Annotated in this window: 22 protein-coding genes and 2 pseudogenes; 15 read left to right on the top strand and 9 right to left on the bottom strand. The window is 59.3% G+C overall.

What is annotated here, in order from left to right; translation table 11 throughout:
- Positions 1-39: 39 nt before the first annotated feature.
- Positions 40-1,467 carry an exodeoxyribonuclease I gene (gene sbcB, locus J2Y83_RS22835; RefSeq protein ID WP_253398489.1) on the top strand — a complete coding sequence of 476 codons (1,428 nt, stop codon included), beginning with the start codon at positions 40-42 and terminating at the stop codon, positions 1,465-1,467.
- A gap of 89 nt (positions 1,468-1,556) precedes the next feature.
- Here the strand turns inward: sbcB and mvaT are convergent, their stop codons facing one another.
- Positions 1,557-1,931, bottom strand: coding sequence for a histone-like nucleoid-structuring protein MvaT (gene mvaT / locus J2Y83_RS22830; protein ID WP_005790963.1), 375 nt, complete (start codon positions 1,929-1,931; stop codon positions 1,557-1,559).
- 345 nt (positions 1,932-2,276) lie between these two features.
- Here mvaT and purU point away from each other — a divergent pair, with 345 nt between their 5' ends.
- Positions 2,277-3,125, top strand: coding sequence for a formyltetrahydrofolate deformylase (purU, locus tag J2Y83_RS22825; protein WP_247399654.1), 849 nt, complete (start codon positions 2,277-2,279; stop codon positions 3,123-3,125).
- A gap of 234 nt (positions 3,126-3,359) precedes the next feature.
- On the opposite strand, the pseudogene J2Y83_RS29705 reads toward purU, so the two are convergent.
- Together J2Y83_RS29705 and J2Y83_RS29925 are read right to left on the bottom strand one after the other, a co-directional pair.
- Positions 3,360-3,480: pseudogene (locus J2Y83_RS29705) on the bottom strand (TIGR00374 family protein); the annotation flags it as partial.
- Positions 3,473-3,946, bottom strand: a pseudogene (locus J2Y83_RS29925) (HAMP domain-containing protein); the annotation flags it as partial. The pseudogenes J2Y83_RS29705 and J2Y83_RS29925, both read right to left, overlap by 8 nt.
- Positions 3,947-4,210: 264 nt before the next feature.
- On the opposite strand from J2Y83_RS29925, the gene J2Y83_RS22815 reads away from it, so the two are divergent.
- The gene (locus J2Y83_RS22815; protein ID WP_247399675.1) at positions 4,211-5,689 is read left to right on the top strand and encodes a helicase HerA-like domain-containing protein; all 1,479 of its coding nucleotides are present in this window, start codon (positions 4,211-4,213) and stop codon (positions 5,687-5,689) included.
- 4 nt (positions 5,690-5,693) lie between these two features.
- On the opposite strand, the gene J2Y83_RS22810 is transcribed toward J2Y83_RS22815, so the two are convergent.
- Positions 5,694-6,149 carry a DUF721 domain-containing protein gene (locus tag J2Y83_RS22810; protein ID WP_017847108.1) on the bottom strand — a complete coding sequence of 152 codons (456 nt, stop codon included), beginning with the start codon at positions 6,147-6,149 and terminating at the stop codon, positions 5,694-5,696.
- 294 nt (positions 6,150-6,443) lie between these two features.
- Here J2Y83_RS22810 and secA point away from each other — a divergent pair, with 294 nt between their 5' ends.
- The 3 genes from secA (at position 6,444) to J2Y83_RS22795 (ending at position 11,485) form a co-directional block, all read left to right on the top strand.
- Positions 6,444-9,179 carry a preprotein translocase subunit SecA gene (secA, locus tag J2Y83_RS22805; RefSeq protein ID WP_253398481.1) on the top strand — a complete coding sequence of 912 codons (2,736 nt, stop codon included), beginning with the start codon at positions 6,444-6,446 and terminating at the stop codon, positions 9,177-9,179.
- Positions 9,180-9,303: 124 nt separating this feature from the next.
- The gene (gene argJ, locus J2Y83_RS22800) at positions 9,304-10,521 is read left to right on the top strand and encodes a bifunctional glutamate N-acetyltransferase/amino-acid acetyltransferase ArgJ (protein ID WP_253398479.1); all 1,218 of its coding nucleotides are present in this window, start codon (positions 9,304-9,306) and stop codon (positions 10,519-10,521) included.
- A gap of 19 nt (positions 10,522-10,540) precedes the next feature.
- Positions 10,541-11,485 carry a Nudix family hydrolase gene (locus J2Y83_RS22795; RefSeq protein WP_253398477.1) on the top strand — a complete coding sequence of 315 codons (945 nt, stop codon included), beginning with the start codon at positions 10,541-10,543 and terminating at the stop codon, positions 11,483-11,485.
- Positions 11,486-11,600: 115 nt separating this feature from the next.
- On the opposite strand, the gene J2Y83_RS22790 is transcribed toward J2Y83_RS22795, so the two are convergent.
- Genes J2Y83_RS22790 through J2Y83_RS22780 form a run of 3 tightly spaced genes read right to left on the bottom strand, consistent with a single transcriptional unit; the run spans position 11,601 to position 15,182 of the window.
- Positions 11,601-12,179, bottom strand: coding sequence for a cob(I)yrinic acid a,c-diamide adenosyltransferase (locus J2Y83_RS22790; RefSeq protein ID WP_253398475.1), 579 nt, complete (start codon positions 12,177-12,179; stop codon positions 11,601-11,603).
- Positions 12,180-12,181: 2 nt separating this feature from the next.
- A complete protein-coding gene (locus tag J2Y83_RS22785) occupies positions 12,182-14,218 on the bottom strand; it encodes a sensor histidine kinase (RefSeq protein ID WP_253398473.1) in 2,037 nt (678 codons plus the stop codon).
- A 46-nt stretch (positions 14,219-14,264) separates the two neighbouring features.
- Positions 14,265-15,182: a putative 2-dehydropantoate 2-reductase gene (locus tag J2Y83_RS22780; RefSeq protein ID WP_253398471.1), complete on the bottom strand. Its 918-nt coding sequence runs from the start codon at positions 15,180-15,182 to the stop codon at positions 14,265-14,267.
- A 123-nt stretch (positions 15,183-15,305) separates the two neighbouring features.
- On the opposite strand from J2Y83_RS22780, the gene J2Y83_RS22775 reads away from it, so the two are divergent.
- The gene (locus J2Y83_RS22775; protein WP_247401629.1) at positions 15,306-15,791 is read left to right on the top strand and encodes a YajQ family cyclic di-GMP-binding protein; all 486 of its coding nucleotides are present in this window, start codon (positions 15,306-15,308) and stop codon (positions 15,789-15,791) included.
- 135 nt (positions 15,792-15,926) lie between these two features.
- Positions 15,927-16,769 (top strand): mechanosensitive ion channel family protein, encoded by an 843-nt coding sequence (locus J2Y83_RS22770; RefSeq protein ID WP_253398469.1) that lies wholly within the window; start codon positions 15,927-15,929, stop codon positions 16,767-16,769.
- 191 nt (positions 16,770-16,960) lie between these two features.
- On the opposite strand, the gene J2Y83_RS22765 is transcribed toward J2Y83_RS22770, so the two are convergent.
- Positions 16,961-18,259, bottom strand: coding sequence for an OprD family porin (locus J2Y83_RS22765; RefSeq protein ID WP_253398467.1), 1,299 nt, complete (start codon positions 18,257-18,259; stop codon positions 16,961-16,963).
- A 743-nt stretch (positions 18,260-19,002) separates the two neighbouring features.
- Here J2Y83_RS22765 and J2Y83_RS22760 point away from each other — a divergent pair.
- Together J2Y83_RS22760 and J2Y83_RS22755 are read left to right on the top strand one after the other, a co-directional pair.
- Positions 19,003-19,428: an HIT domain-containing protein gene (locus J2Y83_RS22760; RefSeq protein ID WP_253398465.1), complete on the top strand. Its 426-nt coding sequence runs from the start codon at positions 19,003-19,005 to the stop codon at positions 19,426-19,428.
- A 3-nt stretch (positions 19,429-19,431) separates the two neighbouring features.
- A complete protein-coding gene (locus J2Y83_RS22755) occupies positions 19,432-19,638 on the top strand; it encodes a SlyX family protein (protein WP_017847119.1) in 207 nt (68 codons plus the stop codon).
- A gap of 70 nt (positions 19,639-19,708) precedes the next feature.
- On the opposite strand, the gene J2Y83_RS29645 is transcribed toward J2Y83_RS22755, so the two are convergent.
- Positions 19,709-20,311, bottom strand: a complete 603-nt coding sequence (locus tag J2Y83_RS29645; protein WP_276194623.1) for a cold-shock protein — start codon at positions 20,309-20,311, stop codon at positions 19,709-19,711.
- 427 nt (positions 20,312-20,738) lie between these two features.
- Between J2Y83_RS29645 and J2Y83_RS22745 the strand changes: the two genes are divergently transcribed.
- From J2Y83_RS22745 to J2Y83_RS22725, 5 genes are all read left to right on the top strand, one after another.
- Entirely contained in the window at positions 20,739-21,212 is a 474-nt protein-coding gene (locus J2Y83_RS22745) for a Dps family protein (protein WP_104902566.1), read from the top strand.
- A gap of 181 nt (positions 21,213-21,393) precedes the next feature.
- A complete protein-coding gene (locus J2Y83_RS22740; RefSeq protein WP_247401619.1) occupies positions 21,394-21,735 on the top strand; it encodes a ribbon-helix-helix domain-containing protein in 342 nt (113 codons plus the stop codon).
- Positions 21,736-21,917: 182 nt separating this feature from the next.
- Entirely contained in the window at positions 21,918-22,139 is a 222-nt protein-coding gene (locus J2Y83_RS22735; protein WP_100938824.1) for an FmdB family zinc ribbon protein, read from the top strand.
- Between the two features lie 109 nt (positions 22,140-22,248).
- Positions 22,249-24,024, top strand: a complete 1,776-nt coding sequence (aspS, locus tag J2Y83_RS22730; protein WP_253398463.1) for an aspartate--tRNA ligase — start codon at positions 22,249-22,251, stop codon at positions 24,022-24,024.
- A 135-nt stretch (positions 24,025-24,159) separates the two neighbouring features.
- Entirely contained in the window at positions 24,160-24,906 is a 747-nt protein-coding gene (locus J2Y83_RS22725) for a YebC/PmpR family DNA-binding transcriptional regulator (RefSeq protein WP_253398462.1), read from the top strand.
- Positions 24,907-24,944 lie beyond the last annotated feature (38 nt).

Here is a 24,944-nt window from a genome sequence, read left to right as displayed (position 1 = left end):
GCGCCTAGACTTCGTCGATCTTCAGCACAGGAATAGACCGTGACCACTCTTTTTTGGTACGACTATGAAACCACCGGTATCAACCCGCGCAGCGATCGCCCCCTCCAGGTCGCCGGTATTCGCACCGACGTCGACCTCAACGAGGTTGGCCCGCCGGTCAATCTGTATTGCCATCCCAGCGACGATATCCTGCCCCATCCGGCAGCCTGTGCGATCACCGGCATCACCCCGCGCATACTGGCGGAAAAGGGCTTGGCCGAAGCCGATTTCATGACGCGGGTACATGCCGAACTGGCGGCTCCCGGTACCTGTGGGGTGGGTTACAACACCCTGCGGTTTGACGATGAAATGACCCGTTACAGTCTTTATCGCAATTTCTTCGACCCTTATGCGCGTGAATGGCAGGGCGGTAACAGCCGCTGGGACTTGATCGATGTGGTGCGTACCGCCTACGCGCTGCGTCCGGAGGGGATCGTCTGGCCCGAGCAGGATGGGCGCGTGACGCTCAAGCTGGAGCGTTTGACCGACGCCAACGGTATCGCCCATGGCCAGGCCCACGATGCGTTGTCCGATGTGCGCGCGACCATTGCCTTGGCCCGATTGGTCCGTGAAAAACAGCCCAAGCTGTACGACTGGCTATTCCAGTTGCGCAGCAAGCAACGGGTGATGGATCAGGTGCGGCTGTTGCAACCGATGGTGCATATCTCCGGGCGTTTTTCTGCCGAGCGCCATTACCTGGGTGTCGTACTGCCCCTGGCCTGGCACCCGCGCAATCGCAACGCATTGATCGTCTGTGACCTGGGCCTTGATCCGCAGGGGCTGCTGGATCTCGACGCCGATACCTTGCGTCAGCGCCTCTACACCCGTCGTGATGATCTGGCCGAAGGCGAGTTGCCGGTACCGCTCAAGTTGTTGCATATCAACCGCTGCCCGGTGGTGGCCCCATTGAATGTGCTGCGAGCGCAAGACCGTGAACGGCTACAATTGGATATGGACGCTTATCAGGCACGGGCGCTGCGGCTAACTGACGCACAGGAAGTTTGGCGCGACAAGTTAGCGGCGATTTATGCCGAGGAGGATTTTGCGCCGAGTTCGGACCCGGAGCAGCAGCTCTACGATGGTTTTATCGGTGATCGCGACCGTCGTTTATGCGAACAAGTCCGCGCGGCAGAGCCGACGCAATTGGCGCGGCAGCAGTGGCCCTTTGATGATCAGCGTTTGCCCGAATTATTATTTCGCTACCGTGCGCGCAACTTTCCTGAAACCTTGAATAGCGAGGAGCAACAACGCTGGAAAATTTTCTGTCAACAACGCTTGTCAGAGGGTGAATGGGGCGCCCCCAATACCTTGGAAGCATTTAAACGGGCGCGTAATGAGTTGGCTGTTAGTGCCACACCGTTTCAGTGCCAGGTGCTGGATCAATGGCAGGAGTATGCCGACTCTTTAGCCGCTCGGCTGAATCTGTAGCCGGGTAATTGCAGACTATTCAGACAATAAAAAACGCCAGCAAGCTGGCGTTTTTGTATATCGCGTATCAGGCGAGAGCCTGGCGAGGCTTAGCCCAGCAGGGTAGCCCAACCTTCAACCACGTCACCGCCCCACTTGGCTTTCCACTCTTTCAGAGTCTTGTGGTTGCCACCTTTGGTTTCAATCACTTCGCCGTTGTGCGGGTTTTTGTATTGCTTGACCTTGCGCGCACGCTTGGTGCCGGTAGTTTTTACGGCGCCGCGCGGTGCTTTAACTTTCGACTCTGGGTCCAGCAGCGCGATGATGTCACGCAGGGATTTGGAGTATTCGCCCATCAGGGTACGCAGTTTGCCTTCGAATTCCAGCTCGGTTTGCAGTTTGTCGTCTTGGGACAGATTCTTCAAACGGGCTTGCAGCTCTTTGATAGCTTCTTCGGTGGCACGGTATTCGTTGATCAGGGACATGTGGACTACCTTATGTAGAGCGCTGATTGGCAGGGACAGTGGCCAATAATAGTCAGGCTATTTCCCCAAGTAAACATTTAAGGGGATATTTATGTGAATTACTTTGAATGTTTGTGGCAAATCTAAGCAAACGAGTTAATTGGCAGGGGGATGGCTAAAGATAACCTGCTTAATTTCCACTAACTGCCTGAGCTTGCCGATGCGCATGCATATAGCGGTGGTAAAACCTTACGCCATTAAGCGGTGTGGCCAAGGCGAGGGCAGAATAAGCGTCAACGGATACTGCAGTTTTTCTGCGTAATCGCTAGAATGGCGACCTTTGCGAAGTTCTGGAGTTTTCCCCTAATGCGCACTTTTCGGCTGGTGATTGCTTGCCCGGACCGGGTTGGCATCGTTGCCAAAGTCAGTAACTTTCTGGCCTCCCACAACGGCTGGATCACCGAGGCGAGCCATCACTCGGACAATCTCAGCGGTTGGTTCTTCATGCGCCACGAGATCCGTGCCGATACGCTGCCCTTTGGTCTTGAGGCCTTTCGCGAGGCGTTTGCGCCGATCGCCGAAGAGTTTTCGATGATCTGGCACATCAGCGATACCGAGCAGAAAAAACGTGTGGTGTTGATGGCCAGCCGTGAATCCCACTGCCTGGCCGACTTGCTGCACCGTTGGCACAGCGACGAACTGGACTGTGAGATCGCCTGCGTGATCTCCAACCACGACGACCTGCGCAGTATGGTCGAGTGGCATGGCATCCCGTACTACCATGTGCCGGTCAACCCGCAGGACAAGGAACCGGCGTTCGCCGAGGTGTCTCGCCTGGTCAAGCAGCACGAAACCGACGTCGTGGTGCTGGCGCGCTACATGCAAATCCTGCCGCCGGAACTGTGCCGTGAATACGCCGGCAAGGTGATCAATATTCACCACAGCTTCCTGCCGTCGTTTGTCGGTGCCAAACCGTACCACCAGGCTTCCCTGCGTGGCGTGAAGTTGATTGGCGCAACGTGCCATTACGTCACCGAAGAACTGGACGCCGGCCCGATCATCGAGCAGGACGTGGTGCGTGTCAGCCACAGCGACAGCATTGAAGACATGGTGCGTTTCGGCCGTGATGTCGAGAAGATGGTTCTGGCCCGTGGCCTGCGCTATCACTTGGAAGACCGCGTGCTGGTACACGGCAATAAGACTGTGGTGTTCTGATCAACGCGTTTTGATTGAAGAATGAAGGGCCTGGGCGTTAAATCGTTCCAGGCCTTTTTTCATTGATCTGCCATCAGGACAAGCCCATGACCGACCCACTCGATAAAGCTACATCCAGGGCGCCCGCTACGTTGGGCGAGGGGTGTCTGAGTCGCTATGATCCGGATGCGCTGGATGCCGAGGACGGTACTGACTTTCCTGGGGCTGCCCAATTGTGGGATGAGTTGCAGAAACGGCCTGCTTCCCCTGAAGCAGACGCTTGAGCTGCGGCTCGCCGAGCATCAGCAGAAACATCGGCTCGCCGGCCAGTAGATAGAAGCGTCACCGCCCGCCAGATCAAAATCGCTGCCGCTGCGTTGGGTCACGCTGCTCAAACGTTCGTCGGCCAGGTTGGCGATTTCGACGTTGTCGAGGCTATGGCGCTGGCTTTCGCTCATGGTGCTGACCGAGTCCCGGGCGCCGACTTGCAGTTCCTCAATCATCTTTTGCACCTGTTGTGCCGACTCCTGGGCGGCGGCCCCCAATTGGTTGATGGCGGCGGCGCTGTTGGTGCGGTTGGCCTGCTCGTCGGAGTTGATCATCGATGAGTTGGAAGCGCTGACCACCCGCAGGGCTACTTCATTGACTTGCCCGGTGGCCGAGGATACTTCGCGGATCGACGTATGAATTCGCTCTACGAAACGGTTGAACGCATTACCCAGGATGCCGAATTCGTCGTGATTCTGGAGGGTCAGGCGGCGAGTCAGGTCACCCTCGCCATCGGCGATGTCCTGCATGGCGCGGGTCATCATGTGCAGCGGTTGCATCAGCACTCGGATCAGAGCGCGATGATGATCACCACGGCGATGCTCTGGCTGCTCTTGGCGCTGGGGGGCGATGGAAGTGATCAATTGCCCCGTCGCGGCATTGATATAGGGCTAGGTCAGGGCTGAACCATTCATGGCAGCGTCAAAAAAGGTGTGCTACTTCTGGTGATAGCTCTGATAGAGCCCTGTAAGAACTATCTGACCTATTTTTAGACTTTGTGGGTCTCACATTTATCTCTATCGACCTGGCGGCATGAAAAATTAACCATGGGTGACGAAATGCCTGACTCCACGCAACTGCTTATCGGCGCCGGCCTCGACGGCCAGCCCATCGCCCAGGCCATGCGCCTGGCCAATCGTCACGGGTTGATTGCCGGTGCCACGGGCACCGGCAAGACCGTCACCTTGCAACGTTTGGCGGAAGCCTTCAGCGACGCGGGCGTGGCGGTATTCGCCGCGGATATCAAGGGCGACCTTTGTGGTCTCGGCGCTGCAGCCAACCCCCAGGGCAAGGTGGCCGAGCGCATCGCCGGCATGCCCTTCTTGAATTACACAGCCAAGGCGTATCCGGTGACGCTGTGGGATATCCACGGTCAGTCCGGTCATCCATTGCGCACCACGATCAGTGAAATGGGCCCGTTGTTGCTCGGTAGCCTGTTGGAGCTCACCGACAGCCAGCAATCAGCGCTCTATGCCGCGTTTAAGGTTGCGGACCGCGAAGGCCTGTTACTGCTGGATCTCAAGGATCTCAAGGCGCTGCTCAACCACTTGCGCTATAACCCGGAGCTGCTGGGTGAAGATGCGGCGCTGATGACCACCGGCTCCAGCCAGGCGCTGTTGCGGCGCCTGGCGGTGCTGGAGCAGCAGGGCGCCGAAGCGTTGTTCGGCGAGCCGGCGCTGCAGCTTGAGGATATTTTGCAACCTGCCAGTGATGGTCGTGGGCGTATCCACTTGCTTGACGCCAGCCGCCTGGTACACGAAGCGCCCAAGGTGTACGCAACCTTCCTTTTATGGCTGCTGGCAGAACTGTTCGAGCAGTTGCCCGAGCGCGGCGATGCAGACAAACCGCTGCTGGCGCTGTTTTTCGACGAAGCGCATTTGTTGTTTGCCGATACGCCCAAGGCCTTGCAGGACCGCCTGGAACAGGTGGTGCGATTGATTCGCTCGAAAGGCGTGGGCGTGTATTTCGTCACGCAATCTCCGGGGGACTTACCTGACAGCGTACTGGCGCAACTTGGCTTGCGTGTCCAGCATGGTCTGCGCGCATTCACCACCAAAGAGCAGAAATCACTGCGCGCGGTGGCGGACGGTTTTCGGCCCAACCCGACATTTGATGCCTTGTCGGTCCTGACAGAACTGGGCACCGGTGAAGCACTGGTGGGCACTTTGCAGGAAAAGGGCACGCCGGAAGTCGTCCAGCGCGTGCTGGTCGCACCTCCGCAATCGCGGATCGGGCCGCTCAGCGACGCCGAACGGGTCGCGCTGGTCGCCAGTTCGCCGTTGCAGGGTCGCTATGACAAGCCGGTTGACCGGGAGTCGGCCTATGAAGTGCTGATGGCGCGCAAGGCGTTGGGCCCGGCCGAAGAAGCCCAGCCTGTGAGCGATGAACCGAGTTTTACCGACAGGGCCGGGGCGTTTCTCGGGACGGCGGCCGGCAAGGCGCTCAAGTCAGCCATGCAACAAGCCGCCAATCAGATGGGGCGCCAATTAGTGCGGGGCTTGCTGGGGTCGTTGCTGGGCGGCAGCAAGCGCAAATAGGGGGTCAGGCTTTGGGCTTGGCATGGGCGGCCAACCGCTCCAGAGCCGCACGCAAACCCGGATCGCTGATACCGTCGGCTGTTGCCTGAATGGTTTCGGCCGCGTTCGCCGATAAATCCATGGTGTGCCCCGCAGCGCCTTGCGGAACGGTCGGCGGCTGCACCTTGAACTGGATGCGCGTCAGGCTGGCGAACTCGTCAAATGCCATCAACTGCCGCTGCAGGCGTTTTTGCTGATAGCGCAAGCGTGTCGCCCAATGGCCGTCTGTGACAATAAGCAGCAGGTTGCCCTCGCGCCACGAAGCGACATGGCAGTGTTCCCGTGCCGCCGGTTGCAATTGGCTTTCAACCAGGCGTTGCAGATGGCCCAAGCGTTGCGCATGGCTGAAGATGGCTTTCAACGGCTTGGCTTCGCGAAGCAACACGCTGGGGGCGCGGGCTGTAAGAGGGCGAAACGCCATGATCAGACACCTTAGGTAACAGAGCCGCCATCTTAGCAGAAACCGCCTGTGGACCCCCAGGCAATGCATTTGTGGGGCTTTGCCCGCAAAATCAATGCCCTCCATGGGTTGAAGTTCCGGTAAAAGCCCTTATTTTAAATAAGCCCTCTCACGGGCTCATGCCTGCATTGGGGAACAACGCCACTTTCCTCACCCACGATTCCGGGTAGAATGCGCGTTCGCATGCGGCCGTGAGGGCTGCTCGGGCCACTCACGGTGCGCCCTCCATCCCTATGTGTGGAAGAACCTGCCGATATGTTTGCGCCTTTGTTAAAGAAACTTTTTGGAAGCAAGAATGAGCGCGAAGTTAAACGCATGCTCAAGACGGTGCAGCTGGTCAATGCCTTCGAAGAGCAGATGGTTGCCCTTTCGGACGAGCAATTGCGCGCCAAGACCGAAGAGTTCAAGGCCCGCATAGCCAAAGGTGAAACCCTCGACAAGCTGCTTCCCGAAGCCTTTGCGGTCGCCCGCGAAGCCGGTAAGCGCGTAATGGGCATGCGCCACTTCGACGTGCAATTGATCGGCGGCATGACCTTGCATGAAGGCATGATCGCCGAAATGCGCACCGGTGAAGGCAAGACTTTGGTCGCAACCCTGGGTGTTTACCTCAATGCACTGTCCGGCAAAGGCGTGCATGTGGTGACGGTGAACGACTACCTGGCCCGCCGGGACGCCAACTGGATGCGCCCGCTGTATGAATTCCTCGGCCTGACTGTCGGCGTCGTGACGCCGTTCCAGCCACCGGAAGAGAAGCGTGCGGCTTATGCTGCCGACATCACCTACGGCACCAACAACGAATTCGGTTTCGACTACCTGCGCGACAACATGGCGTTCAGCATGGAAGAAAAATTCCAGCGCGAACTCAACTTTGCCGTGATCGACGAAGTCGACTCCATCCTCATCGACGAAGCCCGTACCCCGCTGATCATCTCCGGCCAGGCCGAAGACAGCTCGCGCCTGTACACCGAGATCAACAAGTTGATCCCGCGCCTTGAGCAGCACATCGAGGAAGTGGAAGGCGTGGTGACCAAAGAAGGTCACTTCACCATCGACGAGAAGACCCGCCAGGTCGAACTCAACGAAGCCGGTCACCAGTTCGTCGAAGACATGTTGAGCCAGATCGGCCTGCTGGCCGAGGGCGAAAGCCTGTACTCGGCACACAACCTGGGCCTGTTGACCCACGTGTATGCCGGCCTGCGCGCACACAAGCTGTTCCACCGCAACGTCGAATACATCGTCCAGGACGGCCAGGTCGTCCTGGTTGACGAACACACCGGTCGTACCATGCCGGGGCGTCGTCTGTCCGAGGGCCTGCACCAGGCCATCGAAGCCAAGGAAGTGCTCAACATCCAGGCCGAAAGCCAGACGTTGGCGTCCACCACCTTCCAGAACTACTTCCGTCTGTATAACAAGCTGTCCGGCATGACCGGTACGGCCGACACCGAAGCGTTCGAATTCCACCAGATCTACGGTCTGTCGGTGATGGTTATCCCGCCGAACAAGCCGCTGGCGCGAAAAGACTTCAACGACCTGGTGTTCCTGACCGCCGACGAGAAATACGCTGCCATCGTCGCCGACATCAAGGAATGCATGACCCAGGGCCGTCCGGTGTTGGTGGGTACTGCCACCATCGAAACGTCCGAGCACATGTCCAGCTTGCTGAACAAGGAAGGCATCGAGCACAAGGTTCTCAACGCCAAGTTCCACGAAAAAGAAGCCGAGATCATCGCCCAGGCCGGTCGCCCCGGCGCGCTGACCATCGCCACCAACATGGCCGGTCGTGGTACCGACATCCTGTTGGGCGGCAACTGGGAAGTGGAAGTGGCTTCTCTGGACAATCCGACACCTGAGCAGATCGCCCAGATCAAGGCCGACTGGCAGAAACGCCACCAGGCCGTGCTGGAATCCGGCGGCTTGCAGGTGATCGCATCCGAGCGTCACGAATCGCGCCGTATCGACAACCAACTGCGTGGTCGTGCCGGTCGTCAGGGTGACGCCGGTTCCAGTCGTTTCTACCTGTCCCTGGAAGACAGCCTGATGCGCATCTTCGCCTCGGATCGGGTGAAGAACTTCATGAAGGCGCTGGGCATGCAGTCCGGTGAAGCGATCGAGCACCGCATGGTGACCAACGCCATCGAGAAGGCCCAGCGCAAGGTCGAAGGCCGTAACTTCGACATTCGTAAGCAACTGCTCGAGTTCGATGACGTCAACAACGAACAGCGTAAAGTGATCTATCACATGCGTAACACGTTGCTGGCCGCCGACAACATTGGCGAGACCATCGCCGATTTCCGTCAGGACGTGCTCAACGCGACAGTCAGCGCGCACATTCCGCCGCAGTCCCTGCCAGAACAGTGGGATGTTGCCGGCCTGGAAGCTGCGTTGAAGAGCGACTTCGGTGTCGACTTGCCGGTTCAGCAGTGGTTGGACGAAGACGATCACCTCTACGAAGAGACGCTGCGTGAGAAGTTGATGGCCGAATTGCTGGCCGCGTACAACGAGAAAGAAGAGCAGGCGAGTGCCGAAGCGCTGCGCACCTTCGAGAAACAAATCGTGCTGCGCGTGCTGGACGACCTGTGGAAAGACCACCTGTCGACCATGGACCACCTGCGTCACGGTATTCACCTGCGTGGCTACGCCCAGAAGAACCCGAAGCAGGAGTACAAGCGCGAGTCGTTCACGCTGTTCTCCGAACTGCTGGATTCGATCAAGCGCGATTCGATTCGCGTGCTGTCCCATGTTCAGGTGCGTCGCGAAGACCCGGTCGAGGAAGAAGCGCGCCTGCGTGAGGAAGCCGAGGCACTGGCGGCGCGCATGCAGTTCCAGCATGACGAAGCGCCAGGTCTTGATGCACCTGAGGAATTGGGCGAAGAGGTCGATGTGGCCCTGGCTCAGACCCCGGTGCGCAACGAACAGAAGTTGGGTCGTAACGAGCTGTGCTGGTGCGGCTCGGGCAAGAAGTTCAAACACTGCCACGGCGAAATCAACTAAGATTTTCGCCTGACGCTGTAACACCCCGCGCCGCGACCGGCATCAGCCGTCGCGGCGTTTTGCCATTAATTCCCACCGTCGAACGCGACGGCACAGACATCATCTATTTTTAAGGAGCGCATTCATGGCTGTTGGTCTTGGTCCTTTGCCCACATTGCACCCGGTTGCCGGTTTTGAGCTCGGTATCGCTTCGGCCGGCATCAAACGCCCGGGGCGCAAGGATGTCGTGGTGATGCGCTGTGCTGAAGGCTCGACCGTCGCCGGTGTGTTCACCCTCAACGCCTTCTGCGCAGCGCCGGTGATCCTGGCCAAGCAGCGCGTGGCCGGCCCGATTCGTTACCTGCTGACCAACACCGGCAATGCCAACGCTGGCACCGGCGAGCCGGGCCTGGTCGCGGCTGCGCGTACCTGCGCCAAACTGGCGCAACTGGCTGGCGTGGATGCCAGCCAGGTGCTGCCGTACTCCACCGGTGTGATCGGTGAGCCGCTGCCTGTGGAAAAAATCGAAGGCGCCCTGCAAGCCGCACTGGATGACCTGTCTGTGGATAACTGGGCGGCCGCCGCCACTGGCATCATGACCACCGACACCCTGCCAAAAGGCGCGAGCCGCCAGTTCGTGCACGACGGCGTCACCGTCACCGTGACCGGTATCAGCAAAGGCGCGGGCATGATCCGTCCGAACATGGCCACCATGCTTGGCTATATCGCTACCGACGCCAAAGTCTCCCGCGATGTGCTGCACAGCCTGATCCTGGACGGTGCGAACAAGTCGTTCAACCGCATCACCATCGACGGCGACACCTCGACCAACGACTGCTGCATGCTGATCGCCACCGGCCAGGCCAACCTGCCCGAAATCACCGAGGCCAGCGGCCCGCTGTTCGCCGCGTTGAAGCAAGCGGTGTTCGAAGTGTGCATGGACGTGGCCCAGGCCATCGTGCGTGACGGCGAGGGCGCCACCAAGTTCGTCACGGTTGAAGTCAACGGCGGCGGCAACCACCAGGAATGCCTGGATGTCGGTTACACCGTGGCTCACTCGCCGCTGATCAAGACCGCGCTGTTCGCCTCCGACCCGAACTGGGGCCGTATCCTCGCCGCCGTCGGCCGTGCCGGCGTGCCGGACCTGGACGTGAGCAAGATCGACGTGTTCCTCGGTGACGTGTGCATCGCCAGCCGTGGCGCCCGCGCCGAGAGCTATACCGAAGCCCAGGGTTCGGCGGTGATGCAGCAGGAAGAAATCACCATCCGCATCGAGTTGGGTCGCGGCGAGTGCAGCGAAACCATCTGGACCACGGACTTGTCCCACGAGTACGTGAAGATCAATGCGGAATACCGTACCTGAAGCCCGGAGGATAAGCGCGGTGAAACGAGTGCATGTAGCAGCAGCGGTGATCCGCGGCGTCGACGGCAGAATCCTGCTGGCGCGCCGTGCCGATACCCAGCATCAGGGCGGCCTCTGGGAATTTCCCGGTGGCAAGGTGGAGGCCGAAGAGTCGGTCGCCACGGCGCTGTCCCGCGAGTTGCAGGAAGAGCTGGGCATCCAGGTCACAACGGCGCGGCCGCTGATCAAGGTGCAGCATGACTATCCGGACAAGCAGGTGTTGCTGGATGTCTGGGAAGTCTCGGCCTTTACCGGCGAGCCCCATGGTGCCGAAGGGCAGCCGCTGGAGTGGGTGGCCCCTCGGGACTTGCTCAACTATGAGTTCCCTGCAGCCAATGCGCCGATCGTTGCCGCCGCACGGTTGCCCGGTGACTACCTGATCACGCCGGGTGAGCTGGAAACCGCGCCGCTGTTGTGCGGTATCCGGAAAGCCATCGCGGGCGGTATCAAACTGGTTCAACTGCGCGCACCCAACGGTTACGACCCCAAGTACCGTGACCTGGCGGTAGACGCCGTGGGCCTGTGTGCTGGCAAGGCGCAGTTGATGCTCAAGGGGCCGTTCGAATGGCTGGGGGATTTTCCTGCAGCCGGTTGGCACATGACGTCGGCGCAACTGCGCAAATACGCAAGCAAGGGCCGACCGCTGCCGAAGGATCGCTGGTTGGCAGCGTCCTGCCATAACGCTGAGGAACTGGCGCTGGCGGAAATGATGGACGTGGATTTTGTCACGCTGTCGCCGGTGCAGCCGACCCAGACCCATCCCGATGCCCAGCCGTTGGGTTGGGAGCAGGCGGCAGAGCTGATCCGCGGGTTCAGCAAGCCAGTGTATCTGTTGGGTGGCGTTGGGCCGGCTGAGCGCGAGCAGGCGTGGGATGCCGGCGCCCAAGGTGTTGCAGGGATTCGGGCGTTCTGGCCGCAAGATTGATGTAGCGTTTGCTGGCCTCATCGCGGGCAAGCCCACTCCCACATTGGAAGGTGTTCACAAATCCAAATGTGGGAGGGGGCTTGCCCCCGATGGCGCCAGACCAGGCGCCGAATAATCAGTGGGGCTTCGACGCCGCCTGCCACAAAATCTCCGCAACACCCTGGCGCTTGGCTATCACCCGCGCCGCCACAAACAGCAAATCCGACAGCCGGTTGATATACGCCAAACTCACCCCTTCCAACGGTTCAAGCGCATTCAGGTGCTGACAGCGTCGCTCCGCACTGCGCGCCGCGCTACGGCATACATGGGCCTGGGCGATCAGTGCTGAGCCACCGGGCAAGATGAAGTTCTCCAGCGACCCGACCTCTTCGTTCCAGCGATCAATCGCTGCTTCCAACCGATCAACTTCTGCCGCGTTCAGTGCCTTGTACTCTGGCATCGCCAACTCGCCGCCCAGATCGAACAATCGATGCTGGCAAGGTGTAAGCACCTCGATGACGTCTTGTAAGCCTGGATGCTGCCCGCCGAGTGCTTCGAGATAAGCCAGCAGTAACCCCAACTGGCTATTCAGCGTATCGACTTCGCCGATGGCCTCCACCCGTGGGTGGTCCTTGGGCACGCGGCGGCCGTCGCCGAGGCCGGTTTCGCCCTGGTCGCCGGTACGGGTGTAAATCTTCGACAGGCGAAAGCCCATGGTCAGTGCTCCAGTTGGGTAAGTTCAGCGGGGGGCAATTGGCTGCCGGCCAGGGGCAGGCGCAAGGTAAAGCAGGTGCCTTGGCCCAGGGTGGAATGCACTTCCATCTGCCCTTTGTGGTTGTTGGTGATGATGAAGTACGACACCGACAGCCCCAGCCCGGTGCCCTGGCCGATTTCCTTGGTGGTGAAGAACGGCTCGAAGGTACGTTTACGCACGTTCTCGCTCATGCCGATGCCGTTGTCTTCGACCTGGATCTCCGCCCAGGGCGGGTTGAGGCGGGTGCGCAGGATGATGCGCCCCGGCTCACGGTCGTCTTCGCGCTGGTGAATGGCCTGCGCCGCGTTTTTCAGCAGGTTGAGCAGCACTTGTTCCAACTCGTTGGCGGTGCCCGGCACCGGGCCGAGTTGTGGGTCAAACTGGCGGATGATCGCCTGGCCTTTGAAGTCGAAGCCGATGGCCAGGTCAAAGTCGTTGCCGGCGATTTCCACCGCCTGGTCGATCAACGCCGGCAAATCACAAGGGGCCATCTGCCGGTTGCTGAGGCGACTGAAACTGAGCATGTGGGTGACGATTTTCGCCGCCCGTGCGCCGGCCTGCTGGATACCGTCGAGCAATTGCGGGACTTCGCGGCTTTGCAGGTAGCGGTTGACCGTCTGCAGTTCGATGCCCACCTGTTCGGCGTGTTCCTGGTTCTTGGGCAGGTCGGGGGACAGGCGGCGGCGGATGTTCTGCACGTTATGCAGGATCGCCCCCAGTGGGTTGTTGATTTCATGGGCCATGCCTGCGGCAAGGCCGCCGACGGAGAGCATTTTCTCCGACTGCACCATCATTTCTTCCAGGGACAGGCGCTGGGTGATGTCATCGATCCGGATCACCACACCGCGCCCGGCACCGCCCATCAGCGGATAGAACGTCAGGGCGTAATGCTTGGGCTCATCGTCCTTGACCCAGGTGACGCGCTCGATGCGCTCCACCGTGTGTTGCTCGACCGTGGCCTTGATCTGCGGCAGGTAGGGCTTGAGCGGTTGGAAGGCGAGGAAGATCGGCTGGTTCAGCGCTTCATCCAGCCGCGTGCCGGAAAGCGCAGTGGCTTCCTGGTTCCACTGGGTGACATAGAGCTGCTCATCCAGGGCGATCAGTGCCGAGGGCATCGAGTCGATAATGCTGTTCAGATAGTTCTGGAAACCGGTGAGTTTTTTCTCGATCTTGCTACGAACCTGGACTTCCAGCTCCAGCTTGCGGTTGGTATGGCGGGTCTCTTCGGCCAGACCCTGTGCCTGGTCGTAAGCCGCTTGAGCCTCATCGCGCGCCCGCTTGAGCTGCTGCTCGCGGGCCTCGATACGCGACAACATGGTGTTGAAGGCCTCTGCCAGGCTGCCAATTTCGTCACGGTTTCCACGGCCGGCGCGCAGGGCGTAGTTCTCTTCGCGGGTGACCTGGCGCGAGAGCTCTTCCAGCTCATGGATCGGCCGGGTGATCAGGCGTTTGATCTGCCGGGCGATGACCAGCCACAGCAGCACGCTGAAAATCAGGATGCCCAGGCTGGCTGTCAACGTGCCGGTGTAGAACGCCACCGGCAATTCACTGCTGGCGACCAGCAATAAATGCCCGGAAGGCTGGCCGGGGCGGGGCAGGGTGATGACCTGGTTGCTGCGAAACTCGGTGACGCGCCAGGCCTCGATATGCCGGTAGTTGTCCGGCAGATGCAGGCGGTCGCCGTGTTGCATCTGCGCCAGGCGATTGCCCTCCGCGTCGTACAACGCGGCGGCGCGCAGCGGCGAATAGCTGGTCAGCTCATTGAGCAGGGCGTCGGCCTTGTCAGGCGACTCAAGGGCTTCGGCGGCGAGCGCCGGGTTGGACACCAGTCGACCGATCGCCTGCAGCGCCTGGGGCGCCATGCTCTCCTGGGAGATCCAGTAGGCGGCACTGATAAAAGTCAGGTTGGCCACCAGCAATACGGTGGTCAGCAGCACCAACAGGGCGGCCAGCAGTTTCTGCCCTACCGGTAGGTTTTCAAGACGCTGGCGCAGTGGCATCAGGGGTTTCACAGGTAATAGACGAGTAGGCAGGGTAGCGCGTGCCTCAGTCGCTGGGCAATCCGCGTGCAATCAGTTGGTCGACGAGGCGCGTCTGCACCTGTTGCAGATGCGGCAGCGTCAACCGGTGCCGAGCGGCGGCTTTGCAGGCATAGCCCAGCAGGTAGCTGATTTCGGTGCGCCGCGCACTGGCCACGTCCTGGAACATCGAGGAGTAATTGGCCGCCGTGGCCTGGATCACCCGTTCCACTTCCGTGTGCAGGTCCTGCGCTGCTGCTGGCTGGCCGCAGCATTCCAGCAACTCGGCCAGTTCGGCGCATAAGGTCGCGACTTCACACTGATGGGCTTGCAGGCCGCCATTGCAGCATTGGTACAGCACGGTCAGCGGGTTGATGGCGCAATTGAGTGCGAGCTTGCGCCATAGGCGCGTAAGAATGTCGCTGCTCCATTCGTGAGGAATGCCCGCGGCGCACAAATCGTCCAGCCACAGCGGGGCAGTGGGGTGACTGGCGTCCCCCAGCCAGGTGTAGCCGTGGCCGGCAAACACCACGCGCCAATCGCCGTCGCGAAATGCGCCTTCGGTGCTGGAGGCAAAAATGCAGCGGGCCTGAGGTAACTGCGCGGCGACGGCGTCCTGGCTGCCCAGGCCGTTTTGCAGCAGGATCAATTCGGCGCCCGGTGCGAGACGCGGTTGCAGTTGTGCGACTGCGCTTTGAGCGTCGTAGGCTTTGCACGCCACCAGTAAGCGATGAATCGGCTCGGGGCTGTCGGGTGTTTCGCCGAGTATCGGATAAGTGTGCGCTACGCCGTGCTCCACCAGGGTCAGCCCGCTGGCCGTCTGATAGCTGGCCAGGCGTGCCGCATCACGCAGGATCAGCTTCACCGGCACGCCGGCACGGGCCAGGCGGGTGGCCCACAGCGTGCCAAGGCTGCCGGCGCCGAGAATATGCCAGGTGGTCGACATCAGTTTGTGCTCCGTAGGGTCGCTCACAGCGAATAGGGCGAAAGAACCGCTATAATGCTCCGGCATTTTAGCTTGGGCGCGCTCCATCTCTACTGAGCCCGCCCCTTATATTGGAGAAATGACATGCCTTCGTTCGACGTGGTATCCGAACTGGACAAACACGAAGTCACCAACGCCGTCGAGAACGCCGTCAAGGAGCTGGACCGTCGCTATGACTTGAAAGGCAAGGGCAGTTTCGAATTCAAGGAAAAGGAACTGACCGTCAACCTGACCGCTGAAGCCGATTTCCAACTGGAAGCGATGATCGAGATCCTCAAGCTGGCCCTGGTCAAGCGCAAGATCGACGCACAGTGCCTTGAAGTCAAGGACGCCTACGCTTCCGGCAAGTTGATGAAGCAGGAGGCCGTCCTCAAGGAAGGCATCGACAAGGAGCTGGCGAAGAAGATCGTGGCCCATATCAAGGATGCCAAGCTGAAAGTCCAGGCCGCCATCCAGGGTGAACAGGTGCGCGTCACCGGCAAGAAGCGTGATGACCTGCAAGAGGCCATCGCGTCCCTGCGCGCCAAGACCTTCGACATGCCGCTGCAGTTCAATAACTTCCGCGACTGATGGCATTTTGGGGAACCTGAGGACGTTTTTGACGTCCCACGCCCCAGAAACCGCGCCTCACATTGAGCCCTTCCGGGCTCAATTGCGTAATGGGCACTCAATAACGCCGCACACCCGGTAAACAGGAGCATGTAGATGGATTTGAACGCTGAAGTGGATCACCTGATCAAGACCTCAGAATCGTGGTTGCCGATGATCATGGAATACGGCAGCCGGTTTTTGCTGGCAGTGGTCACCCTGGCCATCGGTTGGTGGCTGATCAACGTATTGACCCACCGTGTGGGACGTTTGCTGGCCCTGCGTAACGCCGACCTGGCGCTGCAACACTTCATTACCAGCCTGGCGAACATTGCGCTCAAGGTCATGCTGGTGGTCAACGTGGCCTCCATGATCGGTGTAGCCACCACCTCGTTCGTGGCCGCGATCGGTGCCGCCACCCTGGCCATCGGCCTGGCACTGCAAGGCAGCCTGGCGAACTTCGCCGGCGGCGTGCTGATTCTGTTGTTCCGCCCGTTCCGTATTGGTGACTGGATCGAAGCCCAGGGCACGTCCGGCACCGTCGACAGCATCCAGATCTTCCACACCGTGCTGCGCACCGGTGACAACAAGACCGTGATCATCCCTAATGGCAGCCTGTCTAACGGGCTCATCACCAACACCAACCGTCAGCCGACCCGCAAGGTGGTGTTCGATGTGGGGGTGGACTACGAGGCCGACCTGCAGAAAGCCCGCGAAGTGTTGCTGGAACTGGCGAAAGACCCGCGTGTATTGGCTGATCCGGCGGCAGTGGCCGTGGTTTCGACCTTGGGCGATAGTTCGATCACGGTGTCTTTGCGGTGCTGGACCCAGACGGCGGATTATTGGGACGTGATGTTCATGTTCAATGAACTGGCACGTGATCGTTTGAAAGCGGCGGGGATCGATATTCCATTTCCGCAGCGGGTTATTCGCGTGATGCAGGAAACAGCGGCGAAGTAATGAAAGGCATTTGCACTTAACTTGGCTGACAGGTCAGGTTAAGTGCGCGAGCGTTAATCTCGTTAGTTAGCTTGCTAGATATTTTGCTGCTGAAATAATACTGCAATAAAAAAGCCGCTCCCTTGCATGCAAGGGAGCGGCTTTTCATTTAAGGCCGAAGCCTTAAGTCATCGTTGTAATCGAACGGGCAATTACAAGATGTTCAGCGGGTATTGCGCGATCAGACGCAGTTCGTCGATAGACGACGAACCGTAGTACACGCCGTCAGACGAACGATAGGTGGCTTGACGGACGCGCAGGCTCAGGTCTTTTGCTGGGCCGCTCTGGATCACGTATTTGGCTTCGATGTCGCGTTCCCACTCTTTGCCGTTCGACGTGGTGCCAGTGTTGGCGCCGCTACCGTTGACGTAACGAGTCATGAAGCTCAGGCCTGGCACGCCGAAGGTGGCCATGTTCAGGTCGTAGCGAGCTTGCCAGGATTTCTCGTCTTCAGCGTTGAAGTCGGAACGGGCGATGGAGTTGGCCAGGAAAATCGTGCCGCCGCCGTCTACGCCGTAACCGTAGTCACCGTCACCGCTAACTTTCTGGTAAGCGAGGGTAAAGGTGTGAGCCTGGTAGGTGTAAGCGCCTTGCAGGCTGTAGGCACGGTTATCCAGCTTGGTGGTGTTGTCTTTTTCTGCGCGTTGCAGACCGGCACCGTCGCTTTTGGTGCTGTAGATGTTGAAGTCTACGGCCAGGGACTGATCAGCGCTCAGCGCGTGGGTCCAGTTCACGTTGGCGTAAAGTTTCTTCCAGTAGTCTTCTACTTTCGAGTAGTAGAGGCTGGTAGTGAACTCTGGCGTCCAGGCGTAAACACCGCCCAGGAAGTTGGCATCACGCAGGCCACGGCCGGTAATCGGCTCGGAGCTGGAGATACTGTCCTTGTAGGTATGGTCTTGAGCGACGATCGAGGTGAAGTGACCGGCTTCAAGCTTCAGGTCTTTGATCTCGTTGCTGGTGATCGAGATACCTTGCGGCAACTCAGGCAGCAAGCGGCTGTCATCAGAGGCGAATACAGGCGCTGTGGTGTATTGATCGCCGGCTTTCAGCACGGTATTGGAGACGCGGAATTTAACTGCGGCGCCGCCTTTGGAGTAGTCGTCTTGCGAACGACCATCCGAACCTGTTGGGAACAGACCAGTGCCAGCACGGCCCTTGCCGCTATCGAGCTTGAGGCCCAGCAGGCCGATGGCGTCGACGCCGACACCGATGGTGCCTTGGGTAAAGCCCGATTGGTACAGACCGTTGAAACCAAGACCGGTTTCTTCGCTGCGGCTTTGGCCGGAGTCATTGTTGCGTTTGTCGCGGCTGAAATACAGCGCACGGGTATTGATACTGAAAGTGCTGTCTTCAACGAAGCCCTTGGCATCGTCTTGGGCAGACGCCATTGCGAACTGCGAGGTGCCTGCTGAAACAGCCAGGGCGATCATGCTCCACTTCATCACGCGCATCGTGATTTGCTCCTTTGGTTTTAGGAAGAGTACTGCCGTCCCACCTGTATTTTTATCTGGGCGGCTCTTTCTTTTTTTGTGTCCGCGTAAAGTTATATCACGCTGACTCTAATGACGATACTTACCCATCTTTCCTTTCAGCTTCTTTACGAGGCTGTCGTAAATTGCTAGATCCGTGTCGCAAATCCACAGTCCGAATGCAACCGGACTGACAACTTCAATGCTCTTTTCAAACCCCTTTCATAGTTTGAATGCGTCCTTGTTCCGCATTGACTCGCTGCTGTTCTTATCGCGAAACACCCGCTTCCTGAAGGGTGCCGTTGCCGACGATGTGGGTGTGAATGCAACAAGCGCGCCCAAACCGGTAACTGAATGTCATTTTTTCGTGAAAAGCCTTGCTGCGCTGTAAAAAACCTATAAGCACGGGCTTTTTACGCCGTTTTGTTTGCTCTTGACGGCCATGCATTCTCTTGCTCCGGTGGTGCATGAATCCCGTGCCAGAGAGAAACGTTACCGATTCACCCTCATGGGTGGGTACTTGGCGGATCTCTTTGATGCACGGGTGGGTCATTTTGGTGCATCCCGGTGAGGCCCGAGTTAGCGTAGCTCAATTATCCGCCTGCCTCGAAAGGGGGCAGGTTTTTTATCGGGATGTGCGTTGGCTTCTGCATTCGAAGTGAAGCCGCAAGCGTTCGAAGGTATGCTGGGCTCCAGAATCTGACCTGCCGAACGGAGTGCCCGCGGTGTTCGCCTTAGATCAACGCCTGCAACAAGACACACTGGCCATCGGGGACTTCCCGTTGTGCCGCCTGCTGCTGTCCAATGACTCGAATTACCCCTGGTACATTCTGGTGCCGCGTATCAACGGTATCAGCGAAGTGTTTCAACTGGGTGTCGCAGATCAACAGAAGCTGTGGGAAGAAACCACGGCCTTGGCGCAATTGCTGAGCGAAGGCTTAGTGGCCGACAAGATGAACATCGGCGCGCTGGGGAATGTTGTCAGCCAGTTGCATGTGCATGTGATCGTGCGCAAACGCGACGACATTGCCTGGCCTGCGCCAGTTTGGGGCAAGCACCCGGCGCGGTCGTATACGGAAGAACAAGTGGCTGCCATTCGTGCGCGGTTGCGCGAGCTGTTGCCTGCCGACTTCATCTTTACCCAGGACTGAACCATGGATCTGCAAGACCGCGTGACCGACCTGGAAAGCCGCCTGGCCTTTCAGGACGACACCATCGAAACCCTCAACGATATCCTGGTCACCCAGCAGCGGGCGGTCGAACGCCTGCAACTGCAGATGACTGCGCTGCTCAAGCGTCAGGAAGAAATGGGCGGCCAGTTCGAGTCGTCCGAAGAAGAAGCGCCGCCGCCTCACTATTAATAGCCGCGCCATAAAAAACCGCGATCCAGCCTGCGCCGGATCGCGGTTTTTTTTACTGCTTAGCCTGGAATCAGCGACGCGGCAAGGCGGCGATCACGTCTTCGGCTTGCAGGCCTTTGTCGCGGTTCATGACGGAGAATTCCACACGCTGGCCTTCGACCAGAACGCGATGGCCTTCGCCACGGATGGCCCGGAAGTGGACGAAGATATCGTCGCCCGAATCGCGGGAAATAAAGCCGAAGCCTTTGGACGTGTTGAACCACTTGACGGTCCCGGTATCCCGATTGGTCATGTCGTAGTTTTGCGACGCGGCCGTAGGGGACGAACGGTAGAAGCTGATGGCCAGGTGAAGAACGATGGCGACCAGCGCAATCACCAGGCTGAGCAGGATGGCCGGGTGGCCGCCGACTTCAGGCATGGGCGCCAGGAGGGTGAGGGTTTGTACGACAACAGTCAGCACCAGCAGCGCACTGACCAGGTTTTGCAGTTGATGACGCGTGCCTTTGTTCCAGTAAGGAATCACTGGCGCCAGCGTCAGGTTGAGAAGGCCGAACAAGGCCAGGTACAGAGCGTCATGTTGTTGCAGGTAAGGCAGGCTTTCAGGCTGCAGGCTCGGGATAAAGGACAGCAGCAAAGCTGCAACGCCCGTTAGCAGGTGGACGATTTTCAACATTTTGATTAACTCACGTTAAGACGGATCACAAGGAAGAGCTGACTGGCACGGTTCGCTTCTGAACAATGGGAGGCGTTGAGCACGTGCGCGGGTATCAGCCTATGCGCTGGCCGAAGAAAATAACGACAGCGACACGCTGCCTATTTAACAGCAAAGGCTGTGCCTACTCAAATCAAGCATTTCCGGGCGTTGCAAGGGGGCAGGGCATTTCTGCGTCAAACGCTTGTCCTAGACAGTTGCAGGCGTTTTGCCTGCTGTCGGGAAACTTCCTATAGCGCCCAAAGCCTTCACCGTCGCGGGCCAGCAAGGCCAAGCAGGGCGATTTGCCGCACGTCGCCTCGGTGCGTCGGGCTGCACACGGTGAGTACTCTTGCTAGAGTGGTCCGGCACCTGATCAATGAATGCTGTTCAATTGAAGGGGATAAACATGGCAATCGATATCGGTATCAGTGAAGAAGATCGCAAATCCATCGTCGACGGGCTTTCGCGTCTGCTTTCCGATACCTATGTGCTGTACCTGAAGACCCACAATTTCCACTGGAACGTCACGGGCCCCATGTTTCGCACGCTGCACTTGATGTTCGAAGAGCAGTACAACGAACTGGCGCTGGCGGTGGACCTGATAGCCGAGCGAATTCGTGCCCTGGGCTTCCCGGCGCCGGGTGCCTATTCGATCTATGCGCGTCTGTCTTCGATCAAGGAAGAAGAGGGCGTGCCCAGCGCTGAAGAGATGATCAAACAGTTGGTGGCGGGCCAGGAGGCGGTTACGCGCACCGCGCGCGGCATTTTTCCACTGCTCGATAAGGTCAGCGATGAACCGACGGCCGACCTGTTGACCCAGCGTATGCAAGTTCACGAAAAAACCGCGTGGATGCTGCGTTCCCTGCTCGAAAGCAAGTAGACGTCGACCCCGGGTGGCGCCGTCCTGGCGCCGCTCGCTTGTTTCTCCGTGTTTCCTGGCGTTGTCCTACGACTATCAACTCCCCGTCTTCTGGCTGCCCCCGTCCTCCTGCTGTTTGATAGGCCCACCGTCCAATGGGAGAAACCCATGGACCGCTGTTTGGCAATGGAGTGTCGGTTGTATGTCACGTGGAGTGGGTAGTAGAGTGATGGAGACCTGTGGTTTTCAAAAGATAAACGTCGATCCCTTTGTCAAAGGGTTCGATATGGGGCTGGCGCGGCCGCTGTCCCGATCGGTAAGGCTCAATGGGTTTTCCACTTGCCTGCGGCTGGAACAGATCTACTGGAATATCCTCACGGAAATAGCCAGGCTCAATGCCTGTTCAGTCAGTGCGTTGTTGTCTTATGTCGATCGGGAAGTGCATTTGCGCTATGGCGGCGTGAAGAACTTCAGCGGGCTGGTCCGAGTGGTGTGCGTGGTTCACGTATTGAAAGGCCGTGCTTGCCTGTCAAACCCTGAGTAATCCGGAGGTTCCGGGGCCGGCCCAACGTGCACGCGGGCCGGGCCTCGGGCAGAAAGCCGGCTGCGCTGCCTCGATTTACCAGATATAATCCCGCGCTTTGCTGCTGCCAGCGCTTTCTGCGCAGTGCCCTCTGTCCGGAGGCAGGCGCGGCACAGTAACGATCTGATCGCCGAGACATCTCCATGCCCATGTACGACTATCAATGCGCTTCCTGTGGTCATCAGTTGGAAGCCATCCAGAAGATCAGCGACGCGCCGCTGGTCGATTGCCCAGCCTGCCAGGCGCCGCAGCTTAAAAAGATGTTGTCCATGCCGGGCTTCCGCCTGAGCGGCAGCGGCTGGTACGAGACCGACTTCAAGACCGGCTCGAAGAAGAATCTGGCGGGCGGCGACAAAGCAGACTGAGTTGAACTCTACGCGCAGGCTCCTGCATTATCCGTCCCCTGACTTATGTGCGGTGACTGAGGCCAAGCCTGCCACCGAATTTCGAATTACGAGAAGTGAAACCACTACCATGATGCGCAGCCATTATTGCGGCCAACTGAACGAGACCCTGGAAGGTCAGGAAATCACCCTTTGCGGATGGGTTCACCGTCGCCGCGACCACGGCGGGGTGATCTTCCTCGATATCCGTGATCGTGATGGTCTGGCCCAGGTGGTGTTCGACCCGGACCGCGCCGAGAGCTTCGCCGCCGCCGACCGCGTGCGCAGCGAATACGTGGTGAAGATCACCGGCAAGGTACGCCTGCGTCCGGCCGGTGCGGTGAACCCGAACATGGCTTCTGGCGCGATCGAAGTGCTGGGCTACGAGCTTGAAGTGCTGAACGAGTCGGAAACCCCGCCGTTCCCACTGAACGAATACTCCGATGTTGGCGAAGAAACCCGCCTGCGCTATCGCTTCCTGGACCTGCGTCGCCCGGAAATGGCCGAGAAGCTGCGTCTGCGTTCGCGCATGACCACCAGCATCCGCCGCTTCCTCGATGAAAACGGCTTCCTCGACGTCGAAACCCCGATCCTCACCCGTGCCACTCCGGAAGGCGCGCGTGACTATCTGGTGCCGAGCCGTACCCACGCCGGCAGTTTCTTCGCCCTGCCGCAATCGCCGCAGCTGTTCAAGCAACTGCTGATGGTGGCCGGCTTCGACCGTTACTACCAGATCGCCAAGTGCTTCCGTGATGAAGACCTGCGTGCTGATCGCCAGCCTGAATTCACCCAGATCGACATCGAGACCAGCTTCCTCGATGAAAAAGAGATCATGGGCATCACCGAACAAATGATCCGCAACCTGTTCAAGGAAGTGCTGGACCTGGAATTCGGCGAATTCCCGCACATGACCTTTGAAGAAGCCATGCGCCGCTACGGTTCCGACAAGCCAGACCTGCGTAACCCGCTGGAACTGGTGGACGTGGCCGACCAGCTCAAGGATGTCGACTTCAAGGTGTTCAGCGGCCCGGCCAACGACCCGAAATGCCGCATCGCAGCCCTGCGCGTGCCTGGCGGCGCGAGTATGCCGCGCAAGCAGATCGACGATTACACCAAGTTCGTCGGCATCTACGGTGCCAAGGGCCTGGCGTACATCAAGGTCAACGAGCGCGCCAAGGGCGTTGAAGGCCTGCAGTCGCCGATCGTGAAAAACATCCCGGAAGCCAACCTCAATGTGATCCTCGATCGCGTGGGCGCGGTCGACGGTGACATCGTGTTCTTCGGCGCCGACAAGGCCAAGATCGTCAGCGAAGCCCTGGGCGCGCTGCGGATCAAGCTGGGCCACGACCTGGAACTGCTGACCTGCAAGTGGGCACCGATGTGGGTCGTCGACTTCCCGATGTTCGAAGAGAACGACGACGGCAGCTTCAGCGCCTTGCACCACCCGTTCACCGCGCCGAAGTGCTCGCCAGAAGAGCTCGAAGCCAACCCGGCGGGCGCGCTGTCCCGCGCCTACGACATGGTCTTGAACGGCACTGAGCTGGGTGGCGGTTCGATCCGTATCCACCGCAAGGAAATGCAGCAAGCGGTATTCCGTCTGCTGGGCATCAACGAAGCCGAACAGGAAGAGAAATTCGGCTTCCTGCTCGACGCCCTGAAATACGGCGCACCGCCCCACGGCGGCCTGGCCTTCGGCCTGGACCGTCTGGTGATGCTGATGACCGGCGCCCAGTCGATCCGTGAAGTGATTGCCTTCCCGAAAACCCAGAGCGCTGCGGACGTCATGACCCAGGCCCCGGGTGTCGTGGATGCCAAGGCACTGCGCGAGCTGCATATCCGCCTGCGCGAGGCGCCGAAGGCTGAGTAAGGCCGCTGCGTGAAAGCGCGATAAGGTTTTACGCAGTCAAAAAGGCGCATCTTCGGATGCGCCTTTGCGTTACAAGGGTTGTATCCCGCCTGGGGCGGGGTTGATAAGGTTTCTAGAGAATTTCGGAGTTGTGTTATGGCTGGCCATTCCAAGTGGGCGAACATCAAGCACCGCAAAGAGCGTCAGGATGCCAAGAAAGGCAAGATTTTCACCAAGTGGATTCGCGAACTGACCGTCGCCGCCCGCCAGGGTGGCGGTGATCCGGGCTCCAACCCGCGTCTGCGCCTGGCGCTGGACAAGGCCCTCGGCGCCAACATGAGTCGCGACATCATCGACCGCGCCGTGGCCCGTGGCGCCGGTGCGGCCGATACCGACGACATGGTCGAGCTGACCTACGAAGGCTACGGCCCGGGCGGCGTGGCGGTGATGGTCGAGTGCATGACCGATAACCGCAACCGTACCGCCGCGGCCGTGCGCCACGCGTTCAGCAAGTGCGGTGGCAACCTTGGCACGGATGGCTCGGTGGCCTACCTGTTCGAGCGCAAGGGCCAGATTTCCTTTGCGCCGGATGTGGATGAAGACGCGTTGATGGAAGCCGCGATGGAAGCGGATGCTGACGACGTGGTGACCAATGAAGATGGCTCCATCGACGTGTTCACCTCGTTCGCCGGGTTCTATGCGGTGCGTAACGCGCTGGAAACCGCCGGTTTCAAAGGCACCGACGCGGAAATCGTGATGCTGCCGACCACCAGCGCCGAACTGGACCTGGACGGCGCGCAGAAAGTGCTGAAGATGCTGGATATGCTTGAGGACCTGGATGACGTGCAGAACGTCTACTCTAATGCTGACATTCCAGAGTCGGTAGCCGAGCAACTGGGCTGAAGGGCGATGTGGATCAACATGTGAGAGGGGGCTTGCTG

This window comes from Pseudomonas marginalis, from assembly GCF_024169655.1.
Classification (GTDB): domain Bacteria; phylum Pseudomonadota; class Gammaproteobacteria; order Pseudomonadales; family Pseudomonadaceae; genus Aquipseudomonas; species Aquipseudomonas paraveronii.
Note: the sequence above shows the minus strand (reverse complement) of the source record. Positions and strands in the feature narration are given on the sequence as shown.